Annotated in this window: 12 protein-coding genes and 1 pseudogene; 7 read left to right on the forward strand and 6 right to left on the reverse strand. The window is 69.8% G+C overall.

All coding sequences use genetic code 11. From position 1 onward, the window contains the following. Nucleotides 1–104: 104 nt before the first annotated feature. On the reverse strand, nt 105–2,459 hold the full coding sequence (gene lon, locus KIP79_RS02315; RefSeq protein WP_214103006.1) for an endopeptidase La: 2,355 nt from the start codon (nt 2,457–2,459) through the stop codon (nt 105–107). Nucleotides 2,460–2,636: 177 nt separating this feature from the next. On the opposite strand from lon, the gene KIP79_RS02320 reads away from it, so the two are divergent. The 5 genes from KIP79_RS02320 to KIP79_RS02340 all read left to right on the forward strand — a co-directional run bounded on the left by KIP79_RS02320 (nt 2,637) and on the right by KIP79_RS02340 (nt 7,266). After that, the gene (locus tag KIP79_RS02320; RefSeq protein ID WP_214103007.1) at nt 2,637–3,887 is read left to right on the forward strand and encodes a sensor histidine kinase; all 1,251 of its coding nucleotides are present in this window, start codon (nt 2,637–2,639) and stop codon (nt 3,885–3,887) included. Then, nucleotides 3,884–4,540 (forward strand): response regulator, encoded by a 657-nt coding sequence (locus KIP79_RS02325; RefSeq protein WP_308169526.1) that lies wholly within the window; start codon nt 3,884–3,886, stop codon nt 4,538–4,540. The genes KIP79_RS02320 and KIP79_RS02325 overlap by 4 nt, the downstream gene beginning before the upstream one ends. A 78-nt stretch (nt 4,541–4,618) precedes the next feature. Continuing rightward, nucleotides 4,619–5,254, forward strand: coding sequence for a biliverdin-producing heme oxygenase (locus KIP79_RS02330; protein ID WP_214103008.1), 636 nt, complete (start codon nt 4,619–4,621; stop codon nt 5,252–5,254). 1 nt (nt 5,255) lies between these two features. Further along, on the forward strand, nt 5,256–5,846 hold the full coding sequence (locus KIP79_RS02335; RefSeq protein ID WP_214103009.1) for a TetR/AcrR family transcriptional regulator: 591 nt from the start codon (nt 5,256–5,258) through the stop codon (nt 5,844–5,846). A gap of 49 nt (nt 5,847–5,895) precedes the next feature. Then, complete coding sequence (locus KIP79_RS02340; protein WP_214103010.1) at nt 5,896–7,266, forward strand: MFS transporter; 1,371 nt, start codon at nt 5,896–5,898, stop codon at nt 7,264–7,266. Nucleotides 7,267–7,314: 48 nt separating this feature from the next. Here KIP79_RS02340 and KIP79_RS02345 read toward each other — a convergent pair whose 3' ends face one another. After that, nucleotides 7,315–8,577 carry an RNA-guided endonuclease InsQ/TnpB family protein gene (locus KIP79_RS02345; protein ID WP_308169527.1) on the reverse strand — a complete coding sequence of 421 codons (1,263 nt, stop codon included), beginning with the start codon at nt 8,575–8,577 and terminating at the stop codon, nt 7,315–7,317. Between the two features lie 31 nt (nt 8,578–8,608). Between KIP79_RS02345 and tnpA the strand changes: the two are divergent. Further along, a pseudogene (gene tnpA / locus KIP79_RS02350) lies at nt 8,609–9,021 on the forward strand (IS200/IS605 family transposase). 38 nt (nt 9,022–9,059) lie between these two features. Here the strand turns inward: tnpA and KIP79_RS02355 are convergent. From KIP79_RS02355 to KIP79_RS02365, 3 genes are all read right to left on the reverse strand, one after another. Further along, nucleotides 9,060–10,406, reverse strand: a complete 1,347-nt coding sequence (locus KIP79_RS02355; protein ID WP_214103011.1) for an FG-GAP and VCBS repeat-containing protein — start codon at nt 10,404–10,406, stop codon at nt 9,060–9,062. Beyond that, nucleotides 10,403–11,920: an alkaline phosphatase D family protein gene (locus KIP79_RS02360; protein ID WP_308169528.1), complete on the reverse strand. Its 1,518-nt coding sequence runs from the start codon at nt 11,918–11,920 to the stop codon at nt 10,403–10,405. The genes KIP79_RS02355 and KIP79_RS02360 overlap by 4 nt, the downstream gene beginning before the upstream one ends. Nucleotides 11,921–12,105: 185 nt before the next feature. Continuing rightward, a complete protein-coding gene (locus tag KIP79_RS02365) occupies nt 12,106–12,939 on the reverse strand; it encodes a hypothetical protein (protein WP_214103013.1) in 834 nt (277 codons plus the stop codon). A 119-nt stretch (nt 12,940–13,058) separates the two neighbouring features. Here KIP79_RS02365 and arfB point away from each other — a divergent pair, with 119 nt between their 5' ends. Next, entirely contained in the window at nt 13,059–13,481 is a 423-nt protein-coding gene (gene arfB, locus KIP79_RS02370) for an alternative ribosome rescue aminoacyl-tRNA hydrolase ArfB (RefSeq protein ID WP_214103014.1), read from the forward strand. Here the strand turns inward: arfB and KIP79_RS02375 are convergent. Beyond that, on the reverse strand, nt 13,478–14,104 hold the full coding sequence (locus tag KIP79_RS02375; RefSeq protein ID WP_214103015.1) for a DinB family protein: 627 nt from the start codon (nt 14,102–14,104) through the stop codon (nt 13,478–13,480). The two genes, arfB and KIP79_RS02375, sit on opposite strands and share 4 nt — an antisense overlap. Nucleotides 14,105–14,205: the final 101 nt, after the last annotated feature.

The raw sequence follows: 14,205 nt of genomic DNA on the forward strand, positions 1-14,205 counted from the left end.
AGCCGTTCACACGTTGTGAGTGATCCGACTAGCCGGAAAGTAACGCCGATCTGACCCATGAGAAAGGGCGGATCACCCAGCCGGGTGATCCGCCCTTCCTGCGCTCAGGCGGCGGCCTGCCGGGTGGCCGTCGCCGGGGTCAGTGCCAGGTCGAGGACCTCGCGGACGTCGCTGACCGGGTGGACGGTCAGGTCGGCCAGGACGTCGGCAGGGACGTCGTCGAGGTCGGGCTCGTTTCTGGCGGGGATGAGGACGGTGGTGATGCCGGCCCGGTGGGCGGCGAGCAGTTTCTGCTTGACGCCGCCGATGGGCAGGACCCGGCCGGTGAGGGAGACCTCGCCGGTCATGGCCACGTCGCCGCGGACCGGGCGGCCGGACAGCAGCGAGGCGAGCGCGGTGGTCATGGTGACCCCGGCCGAGGGGCCGTCCTTGGGCACGGCTCCGGCGGGCACGTGGACGTGCACCGAGCGGTCCTTCAGCGAGCTGACCGGGAGTTCCAGTTCCGCGCCCCTGGAGCGCAGGTAGGAGAGCGCGATCTGCGCCGACTCCTTCATCACGTCGCCGAGCTGGCCGGTCAGGGTCACCCCGGTGCCGCCGGTCTCCGGGTCGGCCAGGGACGCCTCCACATAGAGCACGTCGCCTCCCGCGCCGGTGACCGCGAGCCCGGTGGCCACCCCGGGCACCGCCGTACGCTGCCGGGATTCCGGCAGCGCGGACTCCGGCACGTGCCGGGGCCGCCCCAGGTACTCGACCAGGTCGGTGACCTGGACGGGCAGGGTCTTGTCGCCGAGCGCCAGGCCCGCGGTGACCTTGCGCAGGACGCGGGCGATGCCCCGCTCCAGGGAGCGCACGCCCGCCTCCCGGGTGTACTCCCCGGCCAGCCGGCGCAGCGCCGCGTCGTCGATGGTGACGTCCTCGGCGGTCAGCCCGGCCTTGTCCAGCTGCCGGGGCAGCAGGTGGTCGCGGGCGATGACGATCTTCTCGTCCTCGGTGTAGCCGTCCAGGGTGACCACGTCCATGCGGTCGAGCAGCGGGCCGGGGATCTGCTCCAGCGCGTTGGCGGTGGCCAGGAAGAGCACGTCGGACAGGTCCAGCTCGACCTCCAGGTAGTGGTCCCTGAAGGTGTGGTTCTGGGCGGGGTCGAGCACTTCGAGCAGGGCCGCGGTGGGGTCGCCGCGGTAGTCGGCGCCGACCTTGTCGATCTCGTCGAGCAGCACCACGGGGTTCATCGAGCCCGCCTCGCGGATGGCCCGCACGATGCGGCCGGGCAGCGCGCCCACGTAGGTGCGCCGGTGGCCGCGGACCTCGGCCTCGTCGCGGACGCCGCCGAGGGCGACCCGGACGAACGTGCGGCCCATGGCGCGGGCCACCGACTCGCCGAGCGAGGTCTTGCCGACTCCGGGCGGGCCCGCCAGCGCCAGCACGGCGCCGCTGCGCCGCCCGCCGACCACGCCCAGGCCCTTGTCGGCGCGGCGCTTGCGCACGGCCAGGTACTCGATGATGCGGTCCTTCACGTCGTCGAGGCCGGTGTGGTCGGCGTCCAGCACCGCGCGGGCGCCCGCGATGTCGTAGGCGTCCTCGGTGCGCACGTTCCATGGGATGTCGAGCACGGTGTCCAGCCAGGTGCGGATCCAGCCGGTCTCGGGGGACTGGTCGGAGGTGCGCTCCAGCTTGTCGACCTCCTTGAGCGCGGCCTCGCGGACCTTCTCCGGCAGGTCGGCGGCCTCGACCCGGGCCCGGTAGTCCTGCTCCTCGGTCTCCGGCTCGCCGTTCAGCTCGGCCAGTTCCTTGCGCACGGCGGCCAGCTGCTGGCGGAGCAGGAACTCGCGCTGCTGCTTCTCCATGCCCTCCTGGACGTCCTTGCGGATGCTCTCCGCGACGTCGACCTCGGCGAGGTGGTCGCGGGCCCAGCCGACCAGCTTCTCCAGCCGGACGGCCGGGTCGGGCGTCTCCAGCAGGAGCAGTTTCTGGGCGGTGGACAGCCAGGGCGCGTACCCGGAGCTGTCGGCGAGGACGGACGGGTCCTCGATGGCGTTGACGGAGTCCACCACCTGCCAGGCGCCGCGCTTCTGCAGGATGGTGGTGGTGAGCGCCTTGTACTCCTTCATGAGGGCGTCCGCCTCGGCCCTGACCGGCTCGACGACGGTCGCCTGAACCCAGAGCGCGGCGCCGGGACCGGTGGTTCCGATGCCCACCCTGGCCCGGCTCACGCCGCGCACCACGGCGGCGGGCTCCCCGCCGGGCAGGCGGCCGACCTGCTCGACCACGGCGGTGACGCCGACGGCGCCGTAATGGCCGTCGATCCGGGGGACCAGCAGGACGTGCGGCTTCTTGGCGCCGGTGGCCTGGGCGGCCTCGATCGCCGCGCGCACCTCGGAATCGGACAGGTCCAGCGGCACGACCATGCCCGGCAGGACAACCTCGTCGTCCAGGGGAAGGACGGGAAGGATCTCAGTCATGCGTACTCCAAAGGTTGAGTTATGCACGCTCAACTATTGAGAGCCTGACCCTGTTCCCAGATCTGCGCCAGTTCGCTGTGAGCGATCGTAATTGTGTAATCGCACGCTCAGGGGTTACGGCGGGGATCACACCACGGTGTGATGTGGACGACAAAGTCGCGTTCCTAGCGTGAGGTCATGATTCTTTCCCGACTGGTACGGCTGCCGCGCGGCATCCTGGACGCGCTCATCCTGGGCCGGATCGACCTCGAGAGGCCCGCCAGACCCTGGCGGACCCTGGCCCTGGACGCCGGGCTCTTCCTGGTGCTGTTCTACTTCACCTTCTCGATGCTGCTCGCCGACGAATCCGCGCTGCCGCCAAGGGGCTCGCGGGTGGTGTTCGGCGACGAGGGGATCCGCGTCACGCACGTGTTCGTGGAGGCGGCCCCCGACTGGCGGCTGGCGCTGGCCGCCTTCGGTTCCGCCTCCCCCGTGCTGCTGCTTCGCCGCCGGCCGCTGTGGGCCTGGCGGTACGCGACGGTCGCGATCATCCTGGTCGCGCCGACTCTGCTGCTGGTGTCGTCGGGGCCGATCACCTCGGGGGCGGTCATCGCGTACGTCGCCTGCCTCTACCGGGTGGCCACCCTGGCGTCGGGGCCGGTCACGGTGGGTGTGGGCGTGCTCAGCCTGGTCGCCGTGGGGTTCCTGCCGGAGAACTGGCAGGTGCTCACCTACGCGCCGTTCGTGGTCCCCGGGGTGCTGGCGCTCGGGTACAACATCCGGCGGCGAAGGCAGGCCAGCGGCGAGCTCGCGGTGGAGCACGACGCCCGGGCGCTGCTGGCGGAGCGGGCCAGGATCGCCCGGGAACTGCACGACGTGATCGCGCACCACGTGTCGGTGATCGCCATCCAGGCCGAGGCGGTGCCGTTACAGGCCGGCGGCGACCGGGCCAAGCTGGAGTCCGGGCTGGCCTCGATCCGGGAGCTGTCGCTGGAGGCGCTGAAGGAGATGCGCCGGGCGCTGGGGGTGCTCCGGGACGAGGGCGGCGCGGTGGACACCGCTCCCCAGCCCGGGCTGGACCGGCTGGGGGAACTCGCCGAGAACGCCCGGCGGGGCGGGCTGACCGTGGAGCTGCCTGCCGAGATCCCCGAGGTGCCCGCGGCGGTGGGGCTGTCGGCATACCGGATCGTGCAGGAGTCGCTGAGCAACGCGATGCGGCACTCCCCTGGGAGCAGGGTCCTGGTCCGGCTGACCCGGACGCCCGACGCGCTGACGGTGGTGGTCGCCAACGGGGGCGGCAGCCGTACCGGGGTGGGGTCGGGCGAGGGGCAGGGGCTGATCGGCATGCGGGAGCGGGCGGCCATGCTCGGCGGCACGCTCACCGCCGGGCCGGTGCCCGGCGGCGGTTACGAGGTGCGGGCTACGCTCCCGTGCGTGGAGGAAGCGTGACTTTCCGGACCAAGACGATCCGGGTGGTGATCGCCGACGACCAGGGCATGGTCCGGGCGGGTTTCGCGGCGTTCCTGAACGCCCAGCCGGACATCGAGGTCGTCGGCGAGGCCGCCGACGGAGCCGAGGCGGTGGCGCGGGCCGAGGCCCTCCAGCCGGACGTGGTCCTGATGGACATCAGGATGCCCGGTGTGGACGGCATCGCGGCCACCGCCCGGATCCGCACCGCCAAGGTGCTCATCCTCACCACCTTCGACCTCGACGAGTACGTCTACGCGGCGCTGCGCGCGGGCGCCAGCGGTTTCCTGCTGAAGGACGCCTCGGCGGCGCAGCTGGCGGAGGCGGTCCGGGTGGTGGCGGCCGGGGAGGCGCTGCTGTCGCCCCGGATCACCCGCCGGCTGATCGCCGAGTTCGCCCGGCTCCCCCGGCCGAGTTCCCGGCGCCGCCTGGACGGCATCACCGAGCGCGAGACGGAGGTGCTCAAGCTGGTGGCCCAGGGCCTGTCCAACCAGGAGATCGCCCGCGAGCTGGTGCTCTCCGAGCAGACCGTGAAAACCCACATTGGCCGCATCCTGGCCAAACTCCAGCTCCGAGACCGGGCACAGGCCATCGTGTACGCGTACGAGGTCGGCCTCGTCCGGCCAGGTTCATGACACACTGTCGTCAAACCGTTGACGGGCCCTCCGCTCTTTTGTGACACTTTGTCATGAACGACCCTTTGAGGAGAGCAGATGGGCTTTTCTGAAGTTCTGCGTAGTGCGACGTGGAATGACCACCAGTCGGCGGAGGACGACAGCTATCTGAAGAGCCTGATGGCCGGGCAGCTGAACCCGGAGGCGTACGGGGAGATGGTGGCCCAGCACTATTTCGCCTACCTCGCTCTGGACGGGGCGTCCAAGGCGCTGGCCGGCCACCCGGTGGCCGGCGATTTCGTCTTCCCCGAGCTGTATCGGGAGGAGGCGCTGGTCCGCGACCTGACCACGGTCTTCGGCCCGCGCTGGGCGGACCGGATCGAGCCGAGCAAGCCGACCCGGACGCTGGTGGCCCGGATCAACCAGGTCGCCGACTGGCCTGGCGGTTACATCGCCCACCACTACACTCGGTACCTGGGCGACCTGTCCGGCGGGCAGTTCATCCGGATGGAGCTGCAGAAGATCTACGGGTACCAGCGAGGGGGCGGTGTGGACTTCTACTTCTTCGACATCGGCAGCCTGCCCCGCTTCAAGGAGGAGTACCGGCGCCGTCTGGACGCCCTCGACCTCGACGAGGCCGAGCAGCAGCGGATCATCCGGGAGACCAAGCTCGCCTACCAGCTCAACACCGAAGTGCTCGCCGACCTCGGCCGGTACGCACGGGCAGCGGCCTGACGTGCCCCGCATCTCGGCCGCCACCATCGGCGAGCACCGCGCGCAGACCCAGGAGCGCATCCTGACGGCCTTCGCGCGGCTGGCCAGGAGCCAGGGCATCGACGCGATCTCGATGACCGACGTGGCGGCCGAGGCCGGGATCACCCGGACCGTCCTGTACAACTACTTCCCCGACAAGGCGGCACTGCTCCTGGGCTTCACCGAACGCGTGACCCAGTATTTCGTGGAAAGCTACGACCGCGACCTCCCCGCCGACGCCTCCCCCTCGGTACGGCTCCGCGCCTTCGTCCGCCTGCAACTGGCCGGCCTGATGGCGCATCCGCACCCGGGCGCCGCGGACCTGTCGGCGACCCTCGGCCCGGACGCCTACCAGCAGCTGGCCGCGCACGTGGCCCCCATGCAACGCATCCTCTGCGAGATCCTGCAGAGCGGCGTCGACACCGGCGAGTTCCGCACCACCGACATCCCGGCCACGGCCCGGATCGTGCTGGCCATCCTGGGCGCCCAGCGACTCCCCCTGCTGGACGGCTCGCAGACGGTGGACGCGGCGGAGGAGTTCGTCAGCGGGTTCATCCTGCGCGCCCTGACCTAGCCGGACCCGTCGCGGGGAATGTCGGTGGCGGGGAGTAGGTTCTGGGGCCATGCAGTCCGTTCAGGTCGTTCAGCTCAGGTCGGCGCGTGGTCGGTGGGTGTTGCTGGCCACCGTGCTCGGGTCGGGTGTCGCGATGCTGGACGGCACCGTGGTCAATGTGGCGCTCCGGGTGCTCGGGGAGGATCTGGGCGCTGATATCGCGGGGTTGCAGTGGACGGTGAACGCCTACACGCTCACGCTGGCCGGGCTGATCTTGCTGGGTGGGTCGCTCGGTGACCGGTACGGCAGGCGCAAGATCTTTCTGATCGGGGTGGTCTGGTTCGCGCTGGCCTCGGCGCTGTGTGGGCTGGCTCCCAATATCGGCACGTTGAATGCCGCGCGGGCGCTTCAAGGGATCGGCGGCGCGCTGCTCACGCCGGGATCGCTGGCGATCATCCAGGCCGGGTTCGCCCGTGAGGACCGGCCGCGCGCCATCGGCCTCTGGTCGGGCCTGGGCGGCGTGGCGGCGGCGGTCGGGCCGCTGCTGGGCGGCTGGATCGTGGAGACCGCCGGCTGGCGGTGGGTGTTCCTGATCAACCTGCCGCTGGCCGCGCTGGTGGTGGCGGTGGCCATGCGGCACGTGCCGGAGACCCGGGACGAGGGCGCCACCGGCTCCTTCGACCTGGCGGGCTCGGCGCTGGCCGCGCTGGCCCTGGCGGGGATCACCTACGGGCTGATCGAGACGTTCACCCCGCCGCTACTGGCCGGTTTCGCGTTGCTGGTGGCGTTCGTGCTGCTGGAACGGAGGCGCAGGAACCCGCTCATCCCGGTGGACATCTTCACCTCGCGCACGTTCACCGGGGTCAACGTGGTGACCCTGTTCATGTACGCGGCGCTCGGCGCGGTGATGTTCCTGGTCGTGCTCCAGCTTCAGGTGGTGGCCGGGTTCAGCCCACTGGCGGCCGGTTCCGCCATGGTGCCGGTGACCATCCTGATGTTGCTGCTCTCCCCCCGGGCGGGCGAGCTGGCCCGGCGGATCGGCCCGCGGATCCCGATGGTGACGGGCACGCTGGCCTGCGGCGCCGGGTTCCTGCTGATGAGCGGTATCGGCCCCGGCGCCGGGTACCTGACCGGCGTGCTACCCGGCGTGACCCTCTTCGGCCTCGGCCTGTCGGCGGCCGTCGCCCCGCTGACGGCCACCGTGCTGGCCAGCGCGGCCGATCGGCACGCGGGCATCGCCAGCGGCATCAACAACGCGGTGGCCCGCACCGGCAGCCTGCTCGCGGTGGCCGCCATCCCACCGCTGGTCGGGCTGACCGGGGAGGCCTACGACCATCCGGCCGTGTTCTCCACCGGTTTCCACACGGCCATGCTGGTCTGCGCGGGGATGATGGCCGTGTCGGCAGTGATCACTCTGGTGTCGGTTCAAATCAAGCTTTGACGCGCTCCCCGGGCTGAAGTCCGGGGATTCCGCCTGCGCCGCGCATGCTCACGCGGCGGCGCTTCGGTGGCTTCCTGCTTCATCGACCGTGCCCTTCTTCCCGCGCCTGGGCGTGGGGGTTGGGGTCTTACCCATCTCGACAGGCGTTTTAGGTCTCCGCTTCCCGCCCGTTTCAGGTGCGGGTTTCCGTCCAGCGGCGACCTGCCGCCTCCCGGCGGCCAAGATGTTGAGCGCGGCGTTGACGTCCCGGTCGTGCTCTGCGCCGCAGGCGCATACCCAGCCACGGACGTTGAGCGGCATCGACGCCTGCCGGGTGCCGCAGGCCGAGCAGAGCTTGGAGGAGGGGAAGAACCGGTCGATCCGGACGAAGGTCCGCCCGTACAGCCTCGCCTTGTACTCCAGCATCCCGGCAAACGCCGACCAGCCCGCATCGTGCACGCTCTTGGCCAGCCGGGTGCGCGCCAGTCCCTTGACCGCCAGGTCCTCCACCGCCACCGTTTGGTTCTCACGGATGATCGTTGTGGAGAGCTGGTGATGGAACTCGCGGCGCGCGTCAGCGATCCTGGCGTGCTGGCGGGCGACCTTCATCCGGGCTTTGGCCCGGTTGCTTGATCCCTTCTCCTTCCGGGACAACGCTTTTTGTAACTTCCTGAGTTTCTTCTCCGCCCGGCGCAGAAACCGGGGGGAGTCGATCTTCCGCCCGTCCGAAAGGACCGCGAAGTGCTCCAAGCCGAGGTCGATGCCGGTCTCGGCCTCGACCTGCGGGAGCGGTTGTTGGGTGACCTCGACCACGAACGAGGCGAAGAACCTGCCTGCCGCGTCCTTGACCACGGTCACGCTGGACGGTTCGGCGGGCAGGTTCCGCGACCACCGCACGGGGAGGTCACCGATCTTCGGCAGGCGCAGCTTCCCGCCCGCGGTGATGGCGAAGCGGGCATTGCGGGTGAAGCGGATCGCCTGCCGGTTATCCCTCTTGGACCGGAACGTCGGCGGGGCGATCTTCGGCCCTTTCCGCTTCCCGGACAGGGAGGCGAAGAAGTTCCGGTACGCGGTGTTCAAGTCGGCCAGCGCCTGCTGTAACACCACGGCGGAGACCTCGCCCAGCCACGCCCGCCGCGGAGTCTTCTTCGCCTCGGTGATCACCTGCTTAAACAGGTCCCCATCGCCGATGTAGGACAGCCCGGCCGCGTGGGCTTGCTGCCGGAGACGCAACCCGTCGTTGAACACCACCCGCGCGCACCCGAACGCACGAGCCAGCGCCTGGCACTGACCCGGCGTCGGGTAGAGACGCATGTTGTACCGGAGCTGCACCCCGCGACCATAACAGTGTTCCTATTGGTCTATGGCTCAGAATGGAGACATCAAAATCGGCAGGCATTGCCTTTTGTCCTACATGCCCACTTGGTCTTCCTGACCAGGTTTCGGCATCTGGTGTTCACCGGCGCCCACCTGGAACGCATGGGGCAGATCATGCGGGACGTGTGCGCGGACTTCGAGACCGAGCTGCGCGAATTCAACGGCGAGAGCACCCATGTCCACCTGTTGGTGAATTTCCCGCCCAAGGTCGTCCTGTCCAGACTCGTCAACTCGCTCAAAGGTGTGTCCCCGCAGGATGTGCAGCGAGTTCCCCGAACTGGCCCGCCACTACTACCAAACGAACGAGCTGTGGTCGGGCTCCTACTCCGCTGGGAGCGTGGCCGCGCACCGATCAGCGTCCTGCACCGCTACATCGAGCAGCACAACCACCGGGTCTGAGCCCGTTCCGATGAGTAGGTCATGGGTGGGCGGGGTGTTCAGGTCAGGGCGTAGCCGTACAGGCCGGGGCCGTGGCCGAGGAGGGTGCCCTTCTTGGTTACGCCGGGGTAGGAGCCGATCTTGCGGTGGCCGCGGAAGAGGGTGACCTCGCCGAGCATCGGGCCGCCCACGATGAGGTTGCCGCCGACGATGGTGAGGGCGGCGCCGAACTCGCTGCCCGGGGGACCGGGGATGAGCAGGTTGTGGTTCTTGGTGAGGCCGCCCGACTTGGTGCCGGGCAGGACCTGGACGGCGTTCTCGCCGGGGACGCCGACCACCAGTTCGTCGTCGCCGTCGCCGTTGAGGTCTCCGGCGGCCAGGGCGGCGCCGAAGCGGTCGTAGATGCGTGGAATTCCTTCGAGGCTGTTCTGGGACCAGCCTTCGGTGGTGGAGGTCTTCAGGCCGTCCGGGGAGCCGTAGATCACGTGTACGGTGCCCTCGCCGTACTCCATGGCCCGCGCGTTCTGGCTGAGTCCCTCGCCGGGCACGCCGATGGCCAGGTCGGCGCGGCCGTCACCGTTGAAGTCGCCGGCGGCCAGGGCCGCGCCGAAGTAGTCCCAGCTCTCCGCGACGCCCTTGATCCAGGGGCTGTTCTGGGAGTAGACGGTGCGGCGGCCGCGCCGGTCGACGACGGTCACCGTGCCTTCGGCCTTCTTCTCGATGTTGTCGCCGGGGGCGCCGATGGCCAGTTCCGCGGTGCCGTCGCCGTCGAAGTCGCCGGTGGCCAGGGCGGCGCCGAACTGGTCGGTCTCGGCGCCGTCGTTCTTGATCATTTTCCTCTTGGCGCCGTGGATGAACACGGCCCCGCCGCCTCTGTAACCGGGGGCGCCGATGGCCAGTTCGTCGTCGCCGTCGCCGTCCAGGTCGCCGGCGGCCAGCGCGGCGCCGAGCCGGGCGGTGTCGTGTTCCGGCAGGTCGATGAGGCGGGCGTGGTGCAGTCCGGTGCGGGAGCCGTACAGGAGGTGGACCATGCCCTGGCCGTCGGCGCCGGCCAGGGGTTCGGGGCCGATGAACTCTTCGGAGACGCCGATGGCCAGGTCGGCGCAGCCGTCGCCGTTGAAGTCGCCGGTGGCCAGGGCTGAGCCGAAGGAGTCGCCGCGTTCGGCTTCGCCGGGGATGCCCGGGCTGTCCTGGGAGAGCACCGGGCCCTTCTGGAAGCCGGTGGCGGTGCCGTGGAAGATCAGGACCTCGCCCGCCCTGGTCTGCCCGTTGACGGTCGCGTACGGCATGGCCACGGCCAGGTCGGGGCGGCCGTCCCCGTTGTAGTCGGCGGGCACGCCGGAGCAGGCGGCGGGTGCGCCGTGCAGGGCCGGGAGCAGCAGGACGGCGGCCAGGAGGCTTTTCACACCAGGCTCCGCTCACCGGACGGGATGGTGAAACGGGCCGAGGTGTGGGCAGGCGCCCCGCGGCGGCTGATGTACTCCAATGTCCGGAAATCTGCGGTTAAGGCGTCGGGGGTGAGGCGGGCCAGGATGTAGCCGCGGCGCTGGTCGAGGTAGGAGATGTGCGGGTTCTCGGCGAGGACGGCGGCGTTGCGTTCGGTGTCGCGGTAGCCGTCGCCGTCGCTGGCGATCGAGGAGGTGACGAGTTCCACGGCGGCCTTGGTCTCGGGGTCGGCGGGGTTCTCGTACAGTTCGGCGGCGTGGTGCATGTGCGCGTCGCCGGTGAGCACCACCGGGTTGGCGGCGGTGCGCATGCCCTTGAGCAGGGTGGCGCGCTCGGCCGCGTACCCGTCCCAGGAGTCGAGGTTGACCTCGGTGCCGGGGCCGATCTTGTAGTCCTTCTGCGCCATGATGACCTGCTGGCCGACCAGGTTCCACCGGGCTTGGGAGGCGCGCAGCCCGTCCAGCAGCCAGCGGTGCTGGTCCGCGCCCAGGATGGTGCGGTCCTCGGCCAGCCGGTCGTCGCAGCCGGCGCGCACGCCGTCCTCACAGGCCTGGTCGTCGCGGAACTGGCGGGTGTCGAGCAGGTGGAACTGGGCGAGCCGGCCCCAGGTCACCCGTCTGTTGATCTTGATGGCGGCGCCGTGCGGCACGCTCGCCTTCCGCAACGGCATGTTCTCGTAGTACGCCTGGAAGGCGTTGGCCTTGCGGCGCTCGAAGGCGGGAGCGCCGCTGCTCGACTTGGGCCCGGCCCAGTTGTTCTCGATCTCGTGGTCGTCGAAGGCGACCAGCCAGGGCGCCACCGCGTGCGCGGCCTGCAGGTCGGGGTCGCTCTTGTACTGGGCGTGCCGCATGCGGTAGTCGGCCAGGGTGGCGCACTTGTGCCCGCCGGAGTGCTGCCGGATGTTCCCGCCGGGGGCGGTGTATCCGTCGGGCTGGTACTCGTACATGTAGTCGCCGAGATGCACGACCAGGTCGGGTTCCTGCTCGGCCAGGCGTTTGTAGGCGGTGTAGTAGCCGTGCTCGTAGTGCGCGCAGGCGGCGATCGCGAACGCCAGCGGGGAGAGCCCCACCGGCGCGGTCCTGGTCCGCCCGACCGGCGAGACGTGGCCGTCCGCCCGGAACCGGTAGAAGTACTCCCGCCCCGGCTGGAGCCCGTTCAGCTCCACGTGCACGCTGTGCGCCGACCGCCAGGACGCGGTCGTGGTGCCGGTACGGACGATGTCCGCGAACCGCTCATCCGTGGCCACCTGCCACTGCACGTCGTAGTCCCGGGACGGCATGCCCCCGCGCCCGTTGAGGCCGAGCGGATCGAGGACCAGCCGGGTCCACAACACGAAGCCGTCGGCGGCGGGGTCGCCCGAGGCGATGCCCACCCCGAACGGGTCCTGACGGAGGGATCGGGTGGGCGCCTGTCCGGGATATCCGGCTCCGGTGAGAAGGAGCCCGCCGGCGGCGGCCACGCTGGACAGGAACACTCTACGTGACGCATTTCCCTGCACCCTTACAGTGCAGGACACTCACCTGACGGTTGCGGGTAAGGCTGCTGACCTGCGAAAAAACCATTAGTGAACAGACATGCGGATTACCCGCTGTGACTGAACAACCGCCAAACGCGCAACGACGAGTTCGGGAAGGCCCGGCTGCCGGGGGCGTACGGGGATCAGGACAGGTGGGGTTTGAGCAGGTCGGTGAGGACCCCGCAACCCAGGTAGTTACGCACCGTGTGGAAGTCCAGCCAGTCGATATTGCAGGAAATGTCCTGGTCGACCCCCTGGAAGTACGGCCGCAGCCCCGGCGGAATGGCCGCCAGGTCGTCCTTGTCGGCCACGTTCACCCACCGTTTGACCCCCGGTGGCCGGGAGCCCTTCCCGTTCACCGGCACCGGCGCCAGCCGCTCGAAGACGACGTTCCGCATGCCGAGCGGGCTGCCCAGGGTGATCAGCAGATCGGTGCGGAGATCCGGATGCGCCCAGAACGTCTCGTAGGTCACTACACTGCCCAGCGAGTGCGCGATCACCACGCTCGGCTTCCGCCGCCGGATCGTCTCGGCCACCGCGTTCCTCGACCGGGTCCGCGGCTCCCCACCCGCCAGGTAGGTCGCGACCTCCGGGCAGAAATCCTCCGCGAACCGGACGGCGTTCTCCCCCAGCCGTCCCAGCAGCCATTCCGCCATCCGGTGGGCCAGCCCGGTCAGCGACTCCCCCGCCACCGTCGCGACCCGCCCGTTCAGCTGCTTGGTCCAGTCGGCGAACACCATCTTCGAGGCCGGGTCCATCTTCTTGGGCGGCTGCGGCTCCCCTTTCCGCAGGTGCTGGGCGTAGTAGGCCACCTCGGCCACGTACGACTCCCCGGCGTAGGCCTTCTTCGTCCCCAGCCCCTTGTGCAGGTATCCGTTCCACTTGGCACGCATCACCTCGGCCGCGCCCTGCGGAGACCTCCCCGCCTCCTCGAAATAGTGGTACTTGCCGATTCCGTGCACTCCCACAATCGTCACGCAGCAACTGTGCCCGACCGGCCAGGCCCCCGCCAGGCGTACGCCGATAAATGCGTTGAGCAGCGGGTACAACCGCCAGATACCCTTGCCGGGTCCGGTTTTCGGAAGGAGGGAAACCCATGCCGGGACCCATTGTGGTGACGCCGTCCATCGTCATTCCAGAAAACGAGCTGAGCTGGCGTTTCTCCCGTTCGTCCGGACCGGGCGGCCAGGGGGTCAACACCACCGACAGCCGCGTCGAGCTCACCTACGACCTCGCGGGGAGCACGGTCTTCCCGCCCGCGCTGCACGCCCGCGCCCTGGACAGACTCGCCTCCCGCCTCGTCAACGGCACCATCACCGTCACCGCGTCGGAGTTCCGCGCCCAGCTGCGCAACCGCGAAGCCGCGGAAACCCGCCTGGCCGGCCTGCTCCGCGCCGCGATCGCGCCACCGCCCAAGAAACGGCGGCCCACCAAACCGTCCAAAGGCGCCGTGGAACACCGCCTCACCAACAAGAAACACCGCGCCGACCTGAAGCGACTGCGCCGCTCGATCGACTAGCCGGAGCGATCCTGCATCTCCCACAGGTGGTCCAGGACGTGCCAGATGACGCGGCGGGTGGTGTAGCGGGCGGGCCAGTTCTCTTCGCTCGGGGCCGGCGAAGGGCGGGAGAGGGTCTCCAGGAGGGTGGCGCGCATGGCGGCCACGTCGTCGGGGGTTTTGAGGGGCGGGATCTTCAGTCCGAGGCGGCGGGCGTAGGCGCGTTCGGCCTCGATCACATGGTTGATCATCTTGGTACGGTCACGACCGCCACCACGCGGACCCTTGCGGAGTTCCTCCGGGGTGATCTCCGCCACCGCGTCGAACTCCGCCCAGGCGGCACCGAGCAGGGCCCCCGCCCGAGCGGCCTCCGCCGCTCCGACAGCTTCCCGGTCGCTGTCGGGAATCGCACCGGGGGCACCGAAGTCGGTGGTGGTGTCGCCCTTGACCCGATCGACGACGGCCGGCTCGCCGGGAGCGAACGGGATCCCCGCCCGCTCGGCGATCACCCGATAGCGGCCCGTGTAGTCGATCACAGCCTCGATCGCCAGATCCTCCGACCTGCCGATCCGGCACCAGCCGGGCCAGTCGATCGAACAGGCGAAGACCTTCTTGGGGCCAAGTTCCAGATAGAGGCGGTTCATCCCTTCAGCCTCACACGCAATGCTGACAGAATCCGGCAGTTTCCCCTACCCACCTGCCCGTAGAGTGGCGACGCATTACTGGACAAATGGGTAAATACCAC

Origin of the sequence: Acrocarpospora catenulata (assembly GCF_018476525.1) — a bacterium.
Classification (GTDB): domain Bacteria; phylum Actinomycetota; class Actinomycetes; order Streptosporangiales; family Streptosporangiaceae; genus Acrocarpospora; species Acrocarpospora catenulata.

Coding starts and splice junctions, on each gene's coding strand:
- KIP79_RS02375 (WP_214103015.1), bottom strand. CDS start 14,104: ATGAACCGCCTCTATCTGGAACTTGGCCCCAAGAAGGTCTTCGCCTGT.
- arfB (WP_214103014.1), top strand. CDS start 13,059: ATGCCGGGACCCATTGTGGTGACGCCGTCCATCGTCATTCCAGAAAAC.
- lon (WP_214103006.1), bottom strand. CDS start 2,459: ATGACTGAGATCCTTCCCGTCCTTCCCCTGGACGACGAGGTTGTCCTG.
- KIP79_RS02340 (WP_214103010.1), top strand. CDS start 5,896: ATGCAGTCCGTTCAGGTCGTTCAGCTCAGGTCGGCGCGTGGTCGGTGG.
- KIP79_RS02320 (WP_214103007.1), top strand. CDS start 2,637: ATGATTCTTTCCCGACTGGTACGGCTGCCGCGCGGCATCCTGGACGCG.
- KIP79_RS02330 (WP_214103008.1), top strand. CDS start 4,619: ATGGGCTTTTCTGAAGTTCTGCGTAGTGCGACGTGGAATGACCACCAG.